Source organism: Pseudomonas sp. VA159-2 (genome assembly GCF_024126635.1).
GTDB lineage: Bacteria > Pseudomonadota > Gammaproteobacteria > Pseudomonadales > Pseudomonadaceae > Aquipseudomonas > Aquipseudomonas muyukensis.
Window position 1 is genome coordinate 158,346 of sequence record NZ_JAMYBV010000009.1, and the last position, 18,315, is coordinate 176,660.

16 protein-coding genes and 1 pseudogene are annotated in these 18,315 nt (G+C 65.9%); 8 read left to right on the top strand and 9 right to left on the bottom strand.

The features are described 5' to 3' along the window. Window positions 1–106: 106 nt before the first annotated feature. The 3 genes from NJG22_RS11500 to NJG22_RS11510 form a co-directional block, all read right to left on the bottom strand. Window positions 107–793, bottom strand: coding sequence for an N-acetyltransferase (locus tag NJG22_RS11500; RefSeq protein WP_253094636.1), 687 nt, complete (start codon window positions 791–793; stop codon window positions 107–109). 165 nt (window positions 794–958) lie between these two features. Then, window positions 959–2,158 carry an enoyl-ACP reductase FabV gene (gene fabV, locus NJG22_RS11505; RefSeq protein WP_217852830.1) on the bottom strand — a complete coding sequence of 400 codons (1,200 nt, stop codon included), beginning with the start codon at window positions 2,156–2,158 and terminating at the stop codon, window positions 959–961. A gap of 110 nt (window positions 2,159–2,268) precedes the next feature. Beyond that, window positions 2,269–3,168, bottom strand: a complete 900-nt coding sequence (locus NJG22_RS11510) for a LysR substrate-binding domain-containing protein (RefSeq protein ID WP_253094637.1) — start codon at window positions 3,166–3,168, stop codon at window positions 2,269–2,271. A gap of 133 nt (window positions 3,169–3,301) precedes the next feature. Between NJG22_RS11510 and NJG22_RS11515 the strand changes: the two genes are divergently transcribed. From NJG22_RS11515 to NJG22_RS11530, 4 genes are read left to right on the top strand one after another with little or no spacing between them, the layout of a single operon-like run. After that, window positions 3,302–4,357 carry an agmatine/peptidylarginine deiminase gene (locus tag NJG22_RS11515; protein ID WP_253094638.1) on the top strand — a complete coding sequence of 352 codons (1,056 nt, stop codon included), beginning with the start codon at window positions 3,302–3,304 and terminating at the stop codon, window positions 4,355–4,357. Beyond that, window positions 4,354–5,250 (top strand): N-carbamoylputrescine amidase, encoded by an 897-nt coding sequence (aguB, locus tag NJG22_RS11520; RefSeq protein ID WP_253094639.1) that lies wholly within the window; start codon window positions 4,354–4,356, stop codon window positions 5,248–5,250. The genes NJG22_RS11515 and aguB overlap by 4 nt, the downstream gene beginning before the upstream one ends. A gap of 3 nt (window positions 5,251–5,253) precedes the next feature. Next, window positions 5,254–6,348 carry an extracellular solute-binding protein gene (locus NJG22_RS11525; protein WP_253094641.1) on the top strand — a complete coding sequence of 365 codons (1,095 nt, stop codon included), beginning with the start codon at window positions 5,254–5,256 and terminating at the stop codon, window positions 6,346–6,348. A 5-nt stretch (window positions 6,349–6,353) separates the two neighbouring features. Continuing rightward, complete coding sequence (locus NJG22_RS11530) at window positions 6,354–7,478, top strand: agmatine/peptidylarginine deiminase (RefSeq protein ID WP_253094643.1); 1,125 nt, start codon at window positions 6,354–6,356, stop codon at window positions 7,476–7,478. Between the two features lie 101 nt (window positions 7,479–7,579). On the opposite strand, the gene NJG22_RS11535 is transcribed toward NJG22_RS11530, so the two are convergent. Together NJG22_RS11535 and NJG22_RS11540 are read right to left on the bottom strand one after the other, a co-directional pair. Continuing rightward, window positions 7,580–8,113 (bottom strand): cytochrome b/b6 domain-containing protein, encoded by a 534-nt coding sequence (locus tag NJG22_RS11535; RefSeq protein WP_217852819.1) that lies wholly within the window; start codon window positions 8,111–8,113, stop codon window positions 7,580–7,582. Further along, window positions 8,110–8,382: a PepSY domain-containing protein gene (locus NJG22_RS11540; RefSeq protein WP_253094645.1), complete on the bottom strand. Its 273-nt coding sequence runs from the start codon at window positions 8,380–8,382 to the stop codon at window positions 8,110–8,112. The genes NJG22_RS11535 and NJG22_RS11540 overlap by 4 nt, the downstream gene beginning before the upstream one ends. 273 nt (window positions 8,383–8,655) lie before the next feature. Here NJG22_RS11540 and NJG22_RS11545 point away from each other — a divergent pair, with 273 nt between their 5' ends. Next, on the top strand, window positions 8,656–9,837 hold the full coding sequence (locus tag NJG22_RS11545; protein WP_253094647.1) for an acetyl-CoA C-acetyltransferase: 1,182 nt from the start codon (window positions 8,656–8,658) through the stop codon (window positions 9,835–9,837). A 93-nt stretch (window positions 9,838–9,930) separates the two neighbouring features. Here the strand turns inward: NJG22_RS11545 and NJG22_RS11550 are convergent, their stop codons facing one another. Continuing rightward, the gene (locus tag NJG22_RS11550; protein ID WP_253094648.1) at window positions 9,931–10,638 is read right to left on the bottom strand and encodes an SDR family oxidoreductase; all 708 of its coding nucleotides are present in this window, start codon (window positions 10,636–10,638) and stop codon (window positions 9,931–9,933) included. 76 nt (window positions 10,639–10,714) lie between these two features. Between NJG22_RS11550 and NJG22_RS11555 the strand changes: the two genes are divergently transcribed. Continuing rightward, window positions 10,715–11,671, top strand: a complete 957-nt coding sequence (locus tag NJG22_RS11555) for a bile acid:sodium symporter (protein WP_253094649.1) — start codon at window positions 10,715–10,717, stop codon at window positions 11,669–11,671. A 145-nt stretch (window positions 11,672–11,816) separates the two neighbouring features. Here the strand turns inward: NJG22_RS11555 and NJG22_RS11560 are convergent, their stop codons facing one another. Both NJG22_RS11560 and metE read right to left on the bottom strand, forming a co-directional pair. Next, complete coding sequence (locus NJG22_RS11560; protein ID WP_253094650.1) at window positions 11,817–12,341, bottom strand: histidine phosphatase family protein; 525 nt, start codon at window positions 12,339–12,341, stop codon at window positions 11,817–11,819. A gap of 141 nt (window positions 12,342–12,482) precedes the next feature. Then, window positions 12,483–14,771: a 5-methyltetrahydropteroyltriglutamate--homocysteine S-methyltransferase gene (gene metE / locus NJG22_RS11565; RefSeq protein ID WP_253094651.1), complete on the bottom strand. Its 2,289-nt coding sequence runs from the start codon at window positions 14,769–14,771 to the stop codon at window positions 12,483–12,485. A 371-nt stretch (window positions 14,772–15,142) separates the two neighbouring features. Here metE and NJG22_RS11570 point away from each other — a divergent pair. Continuing rightward, window positions 15,143–16,567 (top strand): annotated as a pseudogene (locus NJG22_RS11570) (methylenetetrahydrofolate reductase C-terminal domain-containing protein); the annotation flags it as partial. An 81-nt stretch (window positions 16,568–16,648) separates the two neighbouring features. Here NJG22_RS11570 and NJG22_RS11575 read toward each other — a convergent pair. Continuing rightward, window positions 16,649–17,155, bottom strand: a complete 507-nt coding sequence (locus NJG22_RS11575; RefSeq protein WP_253094653.1) for a hypothetical protein — start codon at window positions 17,153–17,155, stop codon at window positions 16,649–16,651. Window positions 17,156–17,623: 468 nt separating this feature from the next. Here NJG22_RS11575 and NJG22_RS11580 point away from each other — a divergent pair, with 468 nt between their 5' ends. Next, window positions 17,624–18,289 carry a TIGR02466 family protein gene (locus tag NJG22_RS11580; RefSeq protein WP_253094654.1) on the top strand — a complete coding sequence of 222 codons (666 nt, stop codon included), beginning with the start codon at window positions 17,624–17,626 and terminating at the stop codon, window positions 18,287–18,289. Window positions 18,290–18,315: the final 26 nt, after the last annotated feature.

The window sequence follows — 18,315 nt, forward strand, 5'->3', positions numbered from 1 at the left end:
TTATCCAGGCAAACGCCACCACGTCGCCCGGTTCGCCAGCAAGGCTGGCTCCTACGGGCCGGATGCGCGCCTGGTGCGCCTAGGGGCAACGAGCAGTGCGCATTGGCTAGGTCGTAGGCAGCACGCCGACCACGCCCGGCTTGTGCAGCACCGCCAGGCGCGAGCCGTGGTAACGGGTCTCGCGGAACAGCTTCCAGCGCCCGAACAGACCATACACGTGCATCACCCGACCCTGCTCGTGGTAGCCCATGCGCAGGTGCAGCTTCATCGCCGGCACGTTGTGGGTCTCGACCACGTCCACCACCTTGTGGCAGCCCTTCTCGCGCATCGCGTTCCACAGCGCCACCTGGGCAGTCACCGACAGCTCGCTGCCGAAGAAACTGCGGATCATCTCACCGCCAAACTCGAAGAACTCGCCTGGTTTCACCGGGAAGGTGCAGCCGTAGTAGTGCCTGTCGTGGTAATCCACCACGCTGGCCCAGATGAACGCCACGGCATCGCCCTGCTGGTCCAGGTACATGTGCCCGGTGTGGCCTTCGCCGGCCAGCTCGCGCATGGTCTGGACGCGGTCGCCGAAATGGCGAGCGAAGGCATCGGCATTGCTGGGGGTGATCTGCACCAGGGTGACCGGTGGGTGGGGCTTGAGACTGTAGGGCGGTACCGGGCTGACCAGGTCGCGCTCCATCCACAACAACTCCCAGTGGAAGAACACGTAACGCTCGAACAAAGTCTTGCAGGTACGCTTGAAGCCCTTCTGGCGGATTCGTTCTTGTAGTTTTTGCACAACGCCCATGCTGCCTCCCCGGCCCCGGCGGAATTACCAGGCCAATAGCTGGGGTATAGATCAGGCGTGCAGGGGCCATGGCCAAGGGCCATCGGGGGATTTGTTGCAGAATGTTACAAGTCGTCGGCGGGAACCGTGCAGCCGTCATCAACGGCTGCACGGTCAAGGACTTGCTTACAGCTCGACGCAGTCGAACCGTACGTCGGTGGCCACGTCTTCGTCGTAGTTGACGTCGGCGCGTTCGAAACCGAACAGGTTGAGGAACTGCTTCTTGTAACCGGCATAGTCGGTCAGTTCGAACAGGTTCTCGGTGGTGACCTTCGGCCACATGGCACGGCAGGCGTCCTGCACATCATCGCGCAGTTCCCAGTCGTCCAGACGCAGGCGGCCTTCGTCGTCCAGTGCCGCCGGCGCACCGTCCGCACGGTACATGCGGTCACGGAACATGCGGTCCAGCTGGTGCTGGGTACCTTCGTGGATACCCTTCTCCTGCATGATCTTGAACACCATCGACAGGTACAGCGGCATCACCGGGATCGCCGAGCTGGCCTGGGTAACCACCGACTTGAGCACCGCAACGTTGGCACTGCCACCGACTTTGCCGGCCAGGCGCTGGGCGGTTTCGTCCAGGTCCTGCTTGGCCTTGCCCAGGGCGCCGTCCCAATAGATCGGCCAGGTGATGTCGGAGCCGATGTAGCTGAAGGCCACGGTGCGGGCCTGTGGCGCCAGCACGCCGGCAGCGTTCAGGGCGTCGATCCACAGTTCCCAGTCCTGGCCGCCCATCACGGTGACGGTATCGGCGATTTCCTGCTCGGTGGCCGGCTCGATGCTGGCCTCGATGATGGTGTCCTTGTTGGTGTCGATGGCGGTCGACTTGTACGGCTGGCCGATCGGCTTGAGCGCCGAGCGGATCACTTCACCGGTCTGCGGCAGCTTGCGCACCGGCGAGGCCAGCGAGTAGACGACCAGGTCGACCTGGCCGCCCATTTCGTTCTTGATCAGCTCGATGACCTTGGCACGGGCTTCGTCGGAGAAGGCGTCACCGTTGATCGACTTGCTGTACAAACCTTCGGCCTTGGCGAACTTGTCGAAGGCGGCGGCGTTGTACCAGCCGGCGGTGCCGGCCTTGGTCTCGGTGCCTGGCTTTTCGAAGAACACCCCCAGGGTGTCGGCCTTGAAGCCGAACGCCGCGGTGATGCGCGCTGCCAGGCCGTAGCCGCTGGAGGCGCCGATCACCAGGACTTTCTTCGGACCATCCTCGCGCACGCCCAGCTTGCGGGTGGCTTCGATCTGGTCACGGACGTTGAGCTCGCAGCCCTTTGGGTGAGTCGTGGTGCAGATGAAACCGCGAACCTTGGGATGAATGATGGCCAATGTCTGTACCTCGTCAGGTTTAGGCTGGGGCAGCGCCCGGATTCGGGGCGCTGCCGTTTGATCTAGAGGGTGAGACTACCCTCGCGGGATATCCGACACATATTACGGGGTCATTGAGATTGCTGCATGGTCTGTACAGCCCGATTCGGCTCTGAGCGTAACGCCGGCGACAGGGCTTCGCGCAACCATGCCAGGAACTGCCGCGCCAGCGGATCCTCCTGGCTTTCCCAGTGCACCAGGCAGCTCCACACCGGGCCGCGCACACGCTGCTCAGACAAGGGCCGCAAGCGCCCCTCATCGACCATCCGCCGCGCCAGCAACTGGCTGACCAGGGCGATCCCCAACCCCTCGCCCGCCGCCTCCAGCAGCAACCCCGGGTCGGAAAAGTTCAGCCCCTTGCCCTGCTGCCCGACATCCTCGCCGCCTTCGACCTGCCAGTGGCTCCAGTCCATCTCGCGCTCGCCGTGCAAGGTCGTGCGCCCGGCCTCGGGCAACGCCGGGTGACAGGCCGGGTACAGCTGGTCCTGATGCAGCACGGTGAAGCTGCATTCGGCCTGCGGGCCAAGATCATCGCGAATGGCCAGGTCGATGGTCTCGCTGGCCATGTCCGGCGCCTCGAAGCTGGTGAACAGCCACAGGTCCACATCCGGGTGACGCTGATGGAAATCCGCCAGGCGCGGCAGCAGCCAGTGGCGGGCGAACGCCGGGGTGGTGTTGACCACCAGCTGGTTGGGCTTGCGGTACTGGTCCAGCCGGCGAATGCCCACCGCCAGCTGCTGCAGCAACGTCTGGGTGGTGCTGAGCAAGTCATGGCCGGCATCGGTGAGGCTGACGCTGCGCCCATTGCGGTGGAACAGCGGCTGCTCCAGGTAGCTTTCCAGGCTGCGGATCTGCTGGCTGATCGCCGACTGGGTGAGGTTCAGGGCCTCGGCGGCCTTGTGGAAACTGCCCAGGCGGGCGGCGGCTTCGAAGCCGCGCAGGGCATTGAGCGGGGGCCAGTGTTTGAGCATGCTGATAAGCCTGACTGATCAGAAATACGCTAAATCTATCGTTTGTCGCCCCGCCTGCCCAGCCATAACATGGGCCCCACACCCGCAACGGCGGGCTTCGTTGATAAAAATTCCTAATAGATCGGAGTTCACTATGACCCTGCCCCACGACAGCGGCTGGCGCATGCCTGCCGAATGGGCCCGCCACGCCGCCACTTGGATGATCTGGCCGCACAACCAGCCGTTGTGGGAATCGGGCTGGGGCGTGACCCTGGCCGATGTGCAGCGCGACTACGCCCGGGTGGCCGGCGCCATCGCCCGCTTCGAGCCGGTAAAAATGGTCGTCGACCCCAGCGCCCTGGCCACCGCCCGCGACCTCTGCGGCGCTGGCATCGAGCTGGTGGAACTGGCGGTGGACGACAGTTGGTGCCGTGACAGCGGGCCGAGCTTTCTGGTCCACCCGCAACAGGGCGTGGCCGGCCTGAGCTGGCGCTTCAACGCCTGGGGCAACAAGTCCGAGCACGGCAAGGACCGCAGCCTGGCCCGGCGCATCCTCGACCACCTTGGCTTCGAAGGCCTGAGCACCCCGCTGTGCAACGAAGGCGGCGCCATCCACGTGGACGGCGAAGGCACCCTGATCACCACCGAATCTGTGCTGCTCAACCCCAACCGCAACCCGGGCCTGAGCAAGGCCGAGGTCGAGGACTGCTTCGCCCGCCTGCTGGGCATCCGCAAGACCATCTGGCTGCCGGGCGACCCGCAGTACGTCACCGGCGACATGACCGACGGCCATGTCGATGGCGTGTGCGCCTTCGCCCGCCCCGGCGTGCTGCTGGTGGACGCCACCCACGAACACGACTCGGTGTACGCCGAGGTGGTGCGCGAGAACCGCCGCGCCCTGGCGCTGGCCAGCGACGCCCAGGGTCGCTCGTTCGAACTGCTCGACCTGTTCGAGGCCAGCGCGGCCGTGGACACCGATGCCGAGGTGTTCTGCGCCTCGTACACCAACTTCTACCTGGCCAACGGCGCGGTGATCATGCCGGCCTACGGCATCGATGCCGACCAGGCCGCCGCCGAGCAACTGGCCCGGGCCTTCCCCGATCGCGAAGTGGTGCCGGTGCGCATCGACCATATCGCCCACGGCGGTGGTGGCATCCACTGCATCACCCAGCAGCAGCCGGCCTGGCCGCTGCAAGGAGAGCGACCATGAGCGTGCTGCGCATCGCCACCACGCAGATGGCCTGCAGCTGGGACCTGCCGGGCAACCTCGCGCGCGCCGAGCAACTGGTGCGCCAGGCCGCGGCCCAGGGCGCCCAGGTGATCCTGCTGCAGGAACTGTTCGCCACCCCCTACTTCTGCATCGAGCAGTGCCACAGCCACCAGGCCCTGGCCGAGGACTACCAGGCCAGCCCGCTGCTGCGCCGCTTCGCCGCGCTGGCCAGGGAACTCGGCGTGGTGTTGCCGCTGAGCTGGTACGAACGGGCCGGCAACGCCTTCTTCAACTCGCTGACCGTGGCCGACGCCGACGGCCGCTTGCTCGGCGTGTACCGCAAGAGCCATATCCCCAACGCCATCGGCTACCAGGAGAAGGAGTACTTCAGCCCCGGCGACACCGGTTTCAAGGTCTGGGACACCGCCTTCGGCCGCCTGGGCATCGGCATCTGCTGGGACCAGTGGTTCCCCGAGACCGCCCGCTGCCTGGCCCTGCTGGGCGCCGAGGTGCTGCTGTTCCCCACCGCCATCGGCTCGGAGCCCGGTGCCGCCGAGCTGGACTCCCGCGATCACTGGCAGATAGCCATGCGCGGCCACGCTGCCGCCAACCTGCTGCCGGTGGTGGCCGCCAACCGCGTCGGCCATGAGGTGGCGCGCAGCGACGACAGCCTGAACATGCGCTTCTACGGCTCGTCGTTCATCTGCGACCACAAGGGCGCGATGCTGCAAGAGGCCGACCGCGACAGCAGTGGCGTCTGGCTGCACGACCTGGACCTGGCGCGCATGCGCGAGGATCGCCTGAGCTGGGGTATCTATCGCGACCGCCGCCCCGACCTGTATGCGCCGTTGCTGACCCTTGACGGCCGTGCCCGCCAGCCCACGGAGGCCTGATCCATGCCCAGCCGCCCCTCGAAACTGCTCGCCCTCGCCGCCCTGCTGGCCGGCGCCAGCATCGCCCACGCCGAGCAGGAGGCCCTGCGCCTGTACAACTGGGCCGACTACTTCGCCGAGGACACCCTCAAGCGCTTCACCGCCGAAACCGGCATCCCGGTGATCTACGACGTCATGGACGGCAGCGAAGTGCTCGAGGCCAAGCTGATGTCCGGGCGCAGCGGCTACGACTTGATCTTCCCTGGGGACACCGTGGCCGAACGGCTGATGCGCGCCGGCAGCCTGCAAGCGCTGGACCGCAAGCAGTTGACCGCGATCGACGACATCGAGCCCGGCCTGCGCCAGTTGCACGAGCGCTACCCCAAGGCCAGCCAGGCCACCGTGCCCTACACCTGGGGCACCATCGGCCTGACCATGGATGCGCAGAAGATCCGCGAGCGCATGCCCGACGCGCCGCTGGACAGCCTCGACCTGCTGTTCAAGCCGGAACTGGCGGCCAAGTTCGCCGACTGCGGCATCTCGATGATCGACTCGCCCGACGAGGTGCTGGCCGTGGTGCTCCACTACCTGGGCCGCGAACCGCGCAGCGCCAAACACGAGGACCTGGCCGCCGCCAGCGAGCTGCTCAAGGGCATCCGCCCCTATGTGCGCAAGCTGCAATCGCAGCCGGTCACCGAACTGGTCAATGGCAACACTTGCCTGTCGCTGGGCTACAGCGGTGACGTAATCCAAGCCCAGCGCACTGCCGAGGCCGCCGGCAAGGCCATCGACTTCCAGTATCGCGTGCCCCGCGAAGGCACCACAGTGTGGATGGATACCATGGCCATCCCCGCCGATGCCAAGCACCCGGAATACGCCTATCGTTTCATCAACTTCGTCATGCGCCCGCAGCACATGGCGGCGATCAGCAACTTCACCGGCTACCCCACCGCCAGCGCCAAGGCCCGCCCCCTGGTGGACGCGCGCCTGCGCGACAACCCGGACATCTACCTCGCCGAGGCCACCTATACCCGGCTGATCCCGGGCAAGGACATCCCCCAGGCCGACATGCGTGCGCGCATGCGCGTCTGGACCCGCTTCAAGACCGCACAGGACTGACCCCCATGCCTACTCGCCGTACCTTCCTCCAGCACATGAGCGTCGTCGCCGGCCTCGGCGCCGCCGCCAGCTTCGGCCTGCCATTCGCTAGCAACAGCGCCCGCGCCGCCGAGGCGGGCCGCTGGTTCATGCCCGACGAAGGGGAAAAGCACGCGCGCGCCTACATCGCCTTCGGCGCCCAGGACGCCATCTGGGAAGACTTCACCGAAGACGTCCAGGCCGCGCTCGGGCGTATCGCCCGCGCCATCGCCGCCTACCAGCCGCTGACGGTGTTCTGCCGCGCCAGCGAACGCGATATCGCCGAGCAAGAGTGCGGCAGCCACAACATCACCTACGTCGAAACCGAACTGGACGACATCTGGATGCGCGACATCGGCGCCAACTTCGTGGTCGACGACGATGGCGAGCTGGCGGCGGTGGACTTCAACTTCAACGGCTGGGGCGGCAAGCAGCAGCACCGCTACGACGCCAAGCTGGCGGCCCGCGTCGCCAAATTGGCCGGTGCCCAGTACCAACGGAGCGAGCTGGTGGGCGAAGGCGGCGGCATCGAGGTGGATGGCCATGGCACCGGGATCATGACCGAGAGCAGCTGGATCAACGGCAACCGCAACCCAGGCTGGAGCAAGGCCCAGGTCGAGGAGGAACTCAAAGCACGGCTGGGCCTGCGCAAGATCATCTGGCTGCCGGGCATCAAGGGCAAGGACATCACCGACGCCCACGTCGACTTCTACGCGCGCTTCGCGGCGCCCGGCGTGGTGGTGGCGAACCTGGACAACGATCCGGATTCTTACGACCACGAGGTGACGCGCGAGCACCTGGAGATCTTGCAGGGCGCTACCGACGCTAATGGGCGCAAGCTGCAGATCCACACGATGTCGCCGCCGCTGAAGCCGCGCCGCAACACGTTCAGCAAGGGCAACCCGGATTTTGCCGCGGGGTATATCAACTACTTCGTGATCAATGGCGCAGTGATCGCCCCGCAGTTCGGCGATCGCCGTGCCGACGAAAAGGCCCGGGCGTTGCTGGAGCAGCTGTATCCAGGGCGGGAGGTGGTGCAACTGGACATCGACGCGATCGCGGCGGGAGGGGGCGGGATTCACTGCGTGACCAACCAGTGCCCGGCGGTGTGAGTACCAGGGGCTGCTGTGCAGCCCATTCGCCGGCAAGGCCGGCTCCTACAGGATTGCGCAGGCCTTGTAGGAGCCGGCCTTGCCGGCGAATGGCCCCGTGCTCATGGGTCGTCAGGCGACCGCCTGCGCCCCGTCACCATCGACAACGGCAGGTTCTCGCGCAGCCGCACGCTCTCCACCACCGCCGCCAGCAGGTGCACGCAGACCAGCGCCAGCAGCCCATCGGCCAGCCAGCTGTGCAACGTATCCAGCCACTCGGCGCCCCATAACGCATCCACTTCCAGCATCATCCAGCCGGTCACCCCCAGGCTGGCAATGCCGGTCATCATCAGCAGCATCACCAGCGCGCCGATCGGCGTGTGCCCCAGGCGGTGATAACGCTCGCCACGCCACAAAGCCCGGCCATGCACCATCAGCCGCGCCGGCGTCGGCCAGAAATCCGCCCAGCGTGCGCTGCGCGGCCCGACGAACCCCCAGGCCACGCGCAATAGCAGGCACGCACAGGCGTAGTAGCCCAGCCACTGGTGCCAGTCGTCACCCACCTCGTTGAAAAAGTAATCGGCGAAGAACACCCCAGCGAGCGACCAGTGGCACACCCGCAGCAACGGGTCCCACAGCCGCACGCTGGCGGTCATTTATGAATCTCGGTCTTCACCGCCTTGCCGCTCACCGGGTCGTGGTAGATCTCGACCTTGCGGCCGTCCTTGTCGAAGCCATAGATCTCGTAGCAGTTGCCTTTGGTGACCTTGAACTTGTTGATCTTGTAGCCCTCGTCCTTGAGCTTGGCCTGGAACTGCTCGGCGTCCTGCCAGGTGGCCTTGTCGGCGCTGGTGCACTTCGGTTCGGCGGCAAAGGTAGCGGTACTGGCGAGCAGCAGGGTTGGAAGGATCAGGGTTTGGCGCATGGTCGGGATTCCTTGCGGGTTAGGAAGAGGGGCCGCAGCGCGGCCCATTCGCCGGCAAAGCCGGCTCCTACACGATCAACATCATCCATCAGGTTGACGTTGTCCCTGTAGGAGCCGGCCTTGCCGGCGAATGGCTGCCAGCAAGCTTAGTTGCCCCCCGCCAACACCACCCATTCATTTGAAATTCGGATCAATGGCAAAGAAAAACAAACTTCCCAAATAAGCGCCCAGCACCGATGCTGTGCCGATCACGCCCGTATTCGGAGAACAACAATGAACGAAGTCGTCATCGTCGCCGCCACCCGCACTGCCATCGGCAGCTTCCAGGGGGCGCTGGCCACTGTGTCCGCCGTCGAGCTGGGCGCCGCGGTGATCCGCCAGCTGCTGGCCCAGACCCAGCTGGACCCGGCCCAGGTCGACGAAGTGATCCTCGGCCAGGTGCTCACCGCCGGCGCCGGGCAGAACCCCGCCCGCCAGGCCGCCGTGAAGGCCGGCCTGCCCTTTGAGGTCCCGGCCCTGACCCTGAACAAGGTCTGCGGCTCGGGCCTCAAGGCCCTGCACCTGGCGGCCCAGGCCATCCGCTGCGGCGACGCCGAGGTGGTGATCGCCGGTGGCCAGGAGAGCATGAGCCTGGCGCCCTACGTGATGCCCTCGGCACGCACCGGCCAGCGCATGGGCCACGGCCAACTGGTCGACAGCATGATCAGCGACGGCCTGTGGGATGCCTTCAACGACTACCACATGGGCATCACCGCCGAGAACCTGGTGGACAAGTACAACCTCACCCGCGAGCAGCAGGACGCCTTCGCCGCCGAGTCGCAGCGCAAGGCCGTGGCCGCCATCGAGGCCGGGCGCTTCAAGGACGAGATCACCCCGATCCACATCCCGCAGAAAAAAGGCGAGCCGCTGGTGTTCGACACCGACGAGCAACCCCGCCCCGACACCAGCGCCGAGTCCCTGGGCAAACTGCGCGCCGCGTTCAAGAAAGACGGCAGCGTCACCGCCGGCAACGCCTCCAGCCTCAACGACGGCGCCGCCGCGGTGCTGCTGATGAGCGCCAGCAAGGCCAAGGCCCTCGGCCTGCCGGTGCTGGCGAAGATCGCCAGCTACGCCAGCGCCGGCGTGGACCCGGCGATCATGGGCATCGGCCCGGTGTCGGCGACCCAGCGCTGCCTGGCCAAGGCCGGTTGGCAGCTCGGCGAGCTGGACCTGATCGAGGCCAACGAAGCCTTCGCCGCCCAGGCGCTGGCGGTGGGCAAGCAGCTGGAATGGGACGCCGCCAAGGTCAACGTCAACGGCGGCGCGATCGCCCTGGGCCACCCGATCGGTGCCTCGGGCTGCCGGGTGCTGGTGACCTTGCTGCACGAGATGATCAAGCGTGATGCCAAGAAAGGCCTGGCAACCCTGTGCATCGGCGGCGGCCAGGGCGTGGCGCTGGCGCTCGAGCGCGGCTGATCCGCTTCGCCGGCTCCTACGGGGGGTCTACACGATACCTGTAGGAGCCGGCCTTGCCGGCGAATGGGCCACCCGCAGCGCCATCAGCGCCTGTCAGAAGCGCTCATCCCGCAGCGCCGGCAGGGTGATGTCACGTACGTAGCTGGCCGCAGACAGGCGCAACATCATCCGGCACACCTGCACTACATCATGCAGCGGGATCAACGACCCCTCGCCGCGCTGCTCGGCCTCGGCCAGCGGCACCTCCAGGCCGTCCTCGGTGTTCAGGTAGCCAAGGTTCAGGCAGCTCACCGCCAACCCCTGCTCGCGGAAGCCTTCGCGCAGTGTCTCGGCGATGCCGCGCAGGCCGAACTTGCTGGCGCCGAAGGCCACTTCAGGCCGACCACTGCCAGGCAGGCCCGAGGTGGAGCCGGTGAGGATGATCCGTGGCCGCTCGCTCCTGAGCAGCACCGGCAGCAGGCGCTTGATCAACAGCAGCGGTGCGGTGAGGTTGGTGGCGACCATGCGTTCGATCTGCCCGTCGTCATCGTCGAGGAAGCTGTAGTCCTCCTCGAAGGCCCGCGCTTCCCAGATGCCGACGTTGTACACCAGCACATCCAGCCCTGCGCTGGCCACCGCCTCGTGGATGGCCAGCGCAGCCTGGCGCGGCTGGCCGAGGTCGGCCTCGATCCAGTGCACAGCGCCCGGCAACGACGCCGGCCGGGTACGCGACACGCCGATCAGCGTATCGCCTGCCTCACCCAGGCCCTCGACCAATGCCTTGCCCAATCCCTTGCTTGCACCCACCACTAGAATTCGCATCGAATCACTCCCTATGGACTGCGCCAGATAGTACCCTGCCCCACCCAGTCATTCAGTCGGAAATGCCAGGCTAGCCGTGGACAGAGCGCAACTCGAACACAACCAGATCCCCCTGTACTTCATCGCCGTGCTACTCGCCGCCGCCGTCGGCCTGCTGGCACCCGGCGTGGCCCAACCGCTGGAGGCGCTGGTGACCCCGGCCATCGCCGTGCTGATGTACGCGATGTTCCTGCAGATCCCCTTCCTCGACCTGCGCGCAGGCCTGGGCAACCGCCGCTTTATCGGCGCGCTGCTGCTGGCCAACTTCGTACTGGTGCCCGTGCTGGTGTGGGCCATTACCCGCGGGCTGGTCGAGCACCCCGCGGTGCTGGTCGGCGCCTTGCTGGTGCTGCTGACGCCGTGCATCGACTACGTGGTGGTGTTCACCCACATCGGCAAGGGCGACGCGCGCCTGACCCTGGCCGCCACGCCGCTGCTGTTGCTGATGCAACTGGCGCTGCTGCCGCTGTACCTGGCGCTGATGCTCGGTGGCGCGGCTGAGGTCGAGATTGCCGTGGCGCCGTTCATCGAAGCCTTCGTGCTGCTGATCATGCTGCCGCTGTTGCTGGCGGTCGCCAGCAGTGCCGGCGCGCGGCGCTCGGCGCGGGTGGCGAAGTGGAACGAGGCCTGGGCCTGGCTGCCGGTGCCGGCCATGGCGCTGGTGCTGGTCGCGGTGATCGGTTCGCAGATCGGCGTGCTGGCCAGCCGCCTGGACGACCTGTTGCCGGTGCTGCCGGTGTATGTCGGCTTCGCGTTGCTGGCGCCGCTGCTTGGGTTGGTCGCGGCGCGGCTGTTGAAGTTGTCCACAGGCGAGACCCGGGCCGTGACCTTCAGCGCCGCCACGCGCAATTCGCTGGTGGTGCTGCCATTGGCGTTGGCGCTGCCGGAGTCGGTCCGCACGCTGGCGGCGGCGGCGGTGATTACCCAGACGTTGGTGGAACTGGTGAGTGAACTGGTCTATGTGCGCGCGGTGCCGGCGCTGGTAAGGCGCTAGGCAAGCCCCGGGGCCGCTGCGCGCCCCTATCGCGACACAAGGCCGCTCCTACAGGTACAGCACGACCCTCATGGGCACTGCTGTACCTGTGGGAGCGGCCTTGTGTCGCGAAAGGGCTGCGGCAATAGCGGCCAATGCACAGTCGTCAGCCCAGTTGCAGCCGCCATTGGCCGTAATGGCTGAAGCAGACACGCGCCAGCGGCGGCACATCGATGCGATGGAATGCCTCGAAAGGCGCCCCCAGCGCATGCAGCATCGCGGCGCGGATGACCAAGGGATGGCTGACAGCGATCCATTCCCCCTCGCCCAGGGCGCTGTCCATCCAACGCCCGACCCGCTGGCACAGGGCGGCAATCGATTCGCCGCCATGGGGCGTGGCCTGCGGGTCGGCCAGCCAGGCCTGGAGCTCGCGCGCGTCCAGTTGCTTGAGCGGCAGGCCTTTCCAGGTGCCCAGGTCACAATCGCGCAGGCCTTCATCGAGGGTCGCGGCCAGGCCCTCGGCGGTCTCGCGGGCGCGCAGCTCTGGTGCGCAAAGGCAACGGGGGGTTGTGGCCAGCTCGATGGGAGGGGACGGTGGATCGCGAAGCGGATCGTCGTCGAGTGCAAAGCGCCCCACCCGTTGCGCCTCGGTGCGGGCGTGACAGATGAGGGTGAGGTGGATGGATTTCATGGCCGAGGCTCTGGTCACAGTCGAAAGTACGATGGTGCCTGAACGATCCTGGGGCTGCCATGCAGCCCTTTCGCGACACAAGGCCGCTCCTACAGACGACCGCGATCCCCTGTAGGAGCGGCCTTGTGCCGCGAAAGGTCATCAAGCCGTGGCGCGCAGTTCGCGGGCGGCGGCGACCATGTTCACCAAGGCTGCCTCGGTTTCCGGCCAGCCGCGGGTCTTCAAGCCGCAGTCCGGGTTCACCCACAGCCGCTCGGCCGGAATCCGCCGGGACGCCTTGCGCAGCAGCTTGACCATCTCCTCCTTGGCCGGCACCCGCGGCGAGTGGATGTCGTACACCCCCGGCCCGATCTCGTTCGGGTAGTCGAACTTCTCGAACGCCTCCAACAGCTCCATGTCCGAACGCGAGGTCTCGATGGTGATCACATCGGCATCCATCGCCGCGATCGACTCGATCACATCGTTGAATTCGCTGTAGCACATGTGGGTGTGGATCTGCGTTTCATCCCGCACCTCCGAGGCGCACAGGCGGAAGGCCTCGGTGGCCCACTCCAGGTAATGCGGCCAGGCACTGCGACGCAGCGGCAAGCCTTCGCGGAAGGCGGCCTCGTCGATCTGCACGATCTTGATGCCGGCGGCTTCCAGGTCCACCACCTCGTCGCGGATCGCCAGCGCCAGCTGGCGCGCCTGCACCTCGCGGGTCACGTCCTCGCGCGGGAACGACCACATCAGCATGGTCACCGGGCCCGTCAGCATGCCCTTCATCACCTTGTGGGTCAGGCCCTGGGCGTATTTGCTCCAGGCCACGGTCATGGCGCGCGGGCGGCTCAGGTCAGCGAAGATCACCGCCGGTTTGACGCAGCGCGAACCGTAGCTCTGCACCCAACCGAAGCGGGTGAAGGCATAGCCGTCCAGTTGCTCGGCGAAGTACTCGACCATGTCGTTGCGCTCGGCCTCGCCGTGCACCAGCACATCCAGGCCAAGGTTTTCCTGGATTTGCACCGCATGGCGGATCTCGCTGTGCATGGCCTCGACGTAGTCCGCTTCGGTCAGTTTGCCCTGCTTGAACGACTGACGCGCCAGGCGGATCGCCGAGGTCTGCGGGAACGAACCGATGGTGGTGGTCGGAAACGCCGGCAGGTTCAGGCCGGCGCGCTGCTTGGCGATGCGCTGCTCGAACGCGGACACGCGCTGGCTGTCGGCGGGCTTGATCGCCGCGACACGGGCCTGCACCGCCGGCTTGTGAATGCGCGGCGAGGTGGCGCGGGCATGCTGCACGGCGCGGCTCTGCGCCAGCGCCTCGACGACATCGGCCGTCTCGGGCTGGTTGAGCGCCTTGGCCAGCAGCGCCACTTCCTGGCACTTCTGCACGGCAAAGGCCAGCCAGCTTTTCAGTTCGTCGTCGAGCTGGTCTTCACGGGCCAGGTCCACCGGGCTGTGCAACAGCGAGCACGAGGGCGCCACCCACAGCCGCTCGCCCAGGCGCTCGTGGGCATGGCGCAGCACCTCCAGGGCCTTGTCCAGGTCGCAACGCCAGACGTTGCGGCCGTTGACCACGCCCAGCGACAGCACCTTGTAGGCCGGCAGGCGGTCGAGGATGGTCGGGTACTGCTCCGGGGCGCGCACCAGGTCGATGTGCAGGCCATCCACCGGCAGGTTGGCGGCCAGGCCCAGGTTGTCTTCCAGGCCGCCGAAATAGGTGGCGACCAGCTTCTTCAGCGGCGCGCGCTGAAGGATGTTGTAGACCCGCTCGTAGGCGTTTTTCCAAGCCTGGGGCAGGTCGAGGGCGAGGATCGGCTCGTCGATCTGCACCCACTCCACACCTTGGCCAGCCAGGCGGTTGAGGATCTGGTCATACAGCGGCAGCAGGCGGTCGAGCAGCTCGAGCTTGTCGAACTCGGCGCCCTTGGTCTTGCCCAGCCACAGGTAGGTCAGCGGGCCGATCAGCACCGGCTTGACCGCGTGGCCCAGGGCCTTGGCTTCCTCGACCTCTTCGAACAGTTGCTCCCAACTCAGGGCGAACTGCTGATCGACGCTGAATTCGGGGACCAGGTAGTGGTAGTTGCTGTCGAACCACTTGGTCATCTCCTGGGCGTGGGCGCCACCGCAGCAGCTGTCACTTACGCCCCGGGCCATGGCGAACAAGGTTTGCAGGGTCGGCCGGGCACCGTCCTTGGCGCGGAAGCGCTCGGGGATCACGCCGAAGGTCAGCGAGTGAGTGAGGACCTGGTCGTACCAGGCGAAGTCGCCCACCGGCAGCAGCTCGATGCCGGCGGCCTTCTGCGCCTGCCAATGGGCGGCGCGCAGGCCACGGCCCACGGCACGCAGGCCGGCTTCATCGAGTTCGCCCTTCCAGAAAGCCTCCTGGGCTTTCTTCAGCTCACGGTCGCGACCGATGCGCGGAAACCCCAGGTTGTGTGCCAGTGCCATGTCGTCGTCCCTCGAACCTTGAATGTGAATGAGGGGATTCTGGGTTGCGAATCAATGTGAGACAAACTCATTAAATTTGAGATCAACTCAAGATTTACTCATGATGATTGGCAAAGATGAAGCCCTTGTAGGAGCGGCCTTGTGTCGCGAAAGGGCCGCAACGCGGCCCCGGCGATTTATGCACCAACACTGAAATCCTGGGGCTGCTTCGCAGCCCTTTCGCGACACAAGGCCGCTCCTACAGGGATCTGGGTCGCCTGACAGAACGTTGAGAATGTCTCAACCAGCACAGTACTCCGCGCAATCAGACATGCCCCACCCCACCCGCTGGTGCACACTGCCACCCTGCCCCAACCCGGTAGCCAGCCCCCATGAGCCTGCTGAAAACCACCCTGGACGCCAACGCCTTCGCCTGCATCCTGGAGTTCGTGCCCAAGCCCAGCGCCGAGCGTTTCGCCACCCTCGACACCCTCATGGCCCGCACCCAACTGTGCGGCTGGCCGCTGACCGTGGCCATCGGCGACCGCGTTGGCAGCGCCCTGGACATGTCGCCGCTGGACGCCTTCGCCAGCCTCGCCCAGCCCGTTCCCGCCCTGCTGCACTTCTCCGGCAAGGACCGCGAACGCCGCGACCTGCTCGCCCAGTTGCAGCGCATGGACGCCGCCGGCCTCGACCAGGTGCTGCTGCTCAGCGGCGACCGCCTGCCCGGCCACATCCCCGGCCAACGCCCGGTGCGCTACCTCGAATCGGTCGCGGCCTTGCAGATTGTCCGCCAGGCCCGCCCGCACTGGCTGCTGGCCGCCGCGCTCAACCCGTTCAAGTACCAGGAGGCCGAAGGCGGCGCGCAGTACTGCAAGGCCGAAAAGAAACTCGCCGCCGGCGCCGACCTGTTCATCCTGCAGCTGGGTTTCGATATCGACAAACACCAGGAAGCCTTCGACTGGATGCAGCGCCAACCCCGGCCCAAGCCGCTGATGGCCTGCATCATGGCCCTGAGCGAAGGTCGCGCCGGGATGCTCGAGCACGTTGCCGGGGTGACCGTCACGCCGTCGATGCGGGCGCTGCTGGCCGCCGAAACGGCGGTGTCCAAGGCCTACGCCAAGGCCCGCGCCAACCACCGCCTGGCCTTGCAGGTGATCGGCCTGAAGTTGATGGGTTATGCCGGCGTGCATTTGTCCGGCATTCACGAGGTGGCGCAGTTCGATGCACTGGAGCAGGCCATCGCGCACTTGCAGCCGCAGTTCACCTCGCTGAAGGCGTGGACACCGGCGTGGCAGGCCGCCTGGCAGGAACCTGGCGTGGCCCCGGTCACGTTCAATCCCCCAGGACACAGCTGGCGCCCTGGACAACGGCAGGTCAGCGCCTCGTACAAGGAAAAGGCCCGCTACCAACTGCTCGGGGCGATGCACCACCAGCTGTTCAGCCGCACCACGGCTTTGAGCAAGGCCTTCGGCTGGGCCGTGACCCGACCGCTATGGGCCAACCCCACGGCGGCGCAGTGGCTGCACCAACTGGAGCGGCGCCTCAAGCGCCCGCTGGTGGGCTGTGACACCTGTGGCAGCTGCCGGCTGCAGGACACCCTCTACATCTGCCCCGAGACCTGCCCCAAGGGCCTGGCGAACGGGCCCTGCGGCGGCACACGCCTGGACCGTTGCGAGTTCGGCGACCGGGAGTGCGTGCACAGTGCCAAGTATCGGCTGGCGGTCAGCGTGGGCAGCACCGCCATGCTGAGCGAGCGATTGATCCCCTGCGTGCAGGTGGAACAGCGCCAGCGCAGTTCGTGGCCGCTATGGTTCGAGGCGGCGACGGCCACTCATGCCAGCCAGGGCCTTGCAAGCGACAGCGCCCTGGCACAGGGCGCCGCCGTGGGCGATCAGTCAGCCGACTTGGATGATCGGGCCCGGGGCAGGGGTTTTCGAGTCCCCTGGCGAGTAGGTCAGTGAAACCAGCTTGACACTATTGCTGAACACTTCGGTGGCGTGCCCACTCGACACCGTGGCATTCCAACGCACGTTGGTGAATTCAGGGGATTTCGGCTTGCACGTCACCGAACCGCCGCTTGCGACCTTTTCACAGACGAAGGTCATTGTCTGCTCGCCCGTGTACGTGGTGGGGGCCCACCAACGGACGTTGGCAATGACATTGCTCGAAGGGTCGATCACATCGTTGAGGAAGATCGAGAACTCCGCCCCGGTAATATCGAACGGGGTTTTGTTGTGCAAGATCGGCGCCGTGGCGAAGAGTTCCTGGCGGTTCTGATTGATCTGCAGCGCAGCGGGTAATTCCAAGGTAATCAGGATTTGATTGCTATTGAAAATATTGAAGGGCTTCGGCGGTTGTTGGTCTCTTTGTACTTTATCCTTGAGCGCAGCTGATGAAGACATTTTTAATTTCCTTATTGCCTATGTCGTATGCATTGAAACTTTACCTGAAAGTTTCACCCTGTCGCGCAGCCCAAGCAGGGTGCGCGCTTAGCAGTTTTGTTTAGCCCCCGCGCCCTGTCAACAAAGGCAAACAGCATAATTGGCTATTACTCCAGGAAACTTTATTGCGACCGCAGCCTTCCTCGCCCAGCCACTTAAGTAGCGTGTCGCCAGGCATTACCACGCCCTCTATAATTATTTGCAACTACCACAAACTTTAAAACTAACGCGAACTTACCAACCACAAAAAATTGTGGTGCGCGTGTTCGGCAACCTCGGGCCTGCGCGCCAGCGCAGCCTCAAAGATGAGGAAAGCGCCCGCACGCCGTTGAAACTTTTTAACAATCCTTAGCAATGTTCATGAAGTTGGCTGGCGAGCAGCGTTGCTAGGGTGCCGCTCCCGTTCGCCGCGCGCCACCTGGAGACACCATGCAGCCGAGCAGCCCCCTGCCAGCCCCCGAGCACATCCACATCCGCCGCCTGTTCGCAACCCCACTGGCCAGCATCCAGTACCCCGACCCTGGCCGGCTCAATGCCGAGCTCAAAGCGCTGATTCTTGAGCGCATGGCGGCCGACCCCAAGGGCACCCGGCACAGCAACCAGGGCGGCTGGCAATCGACCAGCGACTTCGCCCACTGGGGCGGCGCCGCCTGCGATGCCCTGGTGCGTTTCGCCACCGCCTTCGCCAGCCAATTGACCGCCGTCCACAGCGAGCAGCACGGGCTGATCGAGCCCAGTTTCGCCTGGACCCTCAATGCCTGGGCCAACGTCAACCGGCGCGGCGACAGCAACGCGCTGCATGGCCACCCGGGGGCATTCTGGTCTGGCGTGTACTGGGTCGACGCGGGCGGGCGCGAGGATGACCCCGCCGTGGGCGGTGATCTGGAGTTCATCGACCCTCGCGGCATGGTCGCCTCCACCTACAACCCAGCGCTGCGCATGCGCGTGGAAGATTGCCTGGCGGCAGGGTTCAGCAGCACTTGCGCGGCGAGCAGCGGCACATTGGTGATGTTTCCGTCCTGGCTGATGCATGCGGTGCGGCGCTTCGAAGGCCACCGGCCACGCATCTCCATCGCCTTCAACTTTGGTCTGTGAGCAGCCCCCCCACGAACCTGTTGCCA

Excerpts from the sequence above, each read along its gene's own strand:
- NJG22_RS11500 (WP_253094636.1), bottom strand. The coding sequence starts at position 793 with ATGGGCGTTGTGCAAAAACTACAAGAACGAATCCGCCAGAAGGGCTTC.
- NJG22_RS11510 (WP_253094637.1), bottom strand. The coding sequence starts at position 3,168 with ATGCTCAAACACTGGCCCCCGCTCAATGCCCTGCGCGGCTTCGAAGCC.
- NJG22_RS11515 (WP_253094638.1), top strand. The coding sequence starts at position 3,302 with ATGACCCTGCCCCACGACAGCGGCTGGCGCATGCCTGCCGAATGGGCC.
- aguB (WP_253094639.1), top strand. The coding sequence starts at position 4,354 with ATGAGCGTGCTGCGCATCGCCACCACGCAGATGGCCTGCAGCTGGGAC.
- NJG22_RS11525 (WP_253094641.1), top strand. The coding sequence starts at position 5,254 with ATGCCCAGCCGCCCCTCGAAACTGCTCGCCCTCGCCGCCCTGCTGGCC.
- NJG22_RS11530 (WP_253094643.1), top strand. The coding sequence starts at position 6,354 with ATGCCTACTCGCCGTACCTTCCTCCAGCACATGAGCGTCGTCGCCGGC.
- NJG22_RS11535 (WP_217852819.1), bottom strand. The coding sequence starts at position 8,113 with ATGACCGCCAGCGTGCGGCTGTGGGACCCGTTGCTGCGGGTGTGCCAC.
- NJG22_RS11540 (WP_253094645.1), bottom strand. The coding sequence starts at position 8,382 with ATGCGCCAAACCCTGATCCTTCCAACCCTGCTGCTCGCCAGTACCGCT.
- NJG22_RS11545 (WP_253094647.1), top strand. The coding sequence starts at position 8,656 with ATGAACGAAGTCGTCATCGTCGCCGCCACCCGCACTGCCATCGGCAGC.
- NJG22_RS11550 (WP_253094648.1), bottom strand. The coding sequence starts at position 10,638 with ATGCGAATTCTAGTGGTGGGTGCAAGCAAGGGATTGGGCAAGGCATTG.
- NJG22_RS11560 (WP_253094650.1), bottom strand. The coding sequence starts at position 12,341 with ATGAAATCCATCCACCTCACCCTCATCTGTCACGCCCGCACCGAGGCG.
- metE (WP_253094651.1), bottom strand. The coding sequence starts at position 14,771 with ATGGCACTGGCACACAACCTGGGGTTTCCGCGCATCGGTCGCGACCGT.
- NJG22_RS11575 (WP_253094653.1), bottom strand. The coding sequence starts at position 17,155 with ATGTCTTCATCAGCTGCGCTCAAGGATAAAGTACAAAGAGACCAACAA.
- NJG22_RS11580 (WP_253094654.1), top strand. The coding sequence starts at position 17,624 with ATGCAGCCGAGCAGCCCCCTGCCAGCCCCCGAGCACATCCACATCCGC.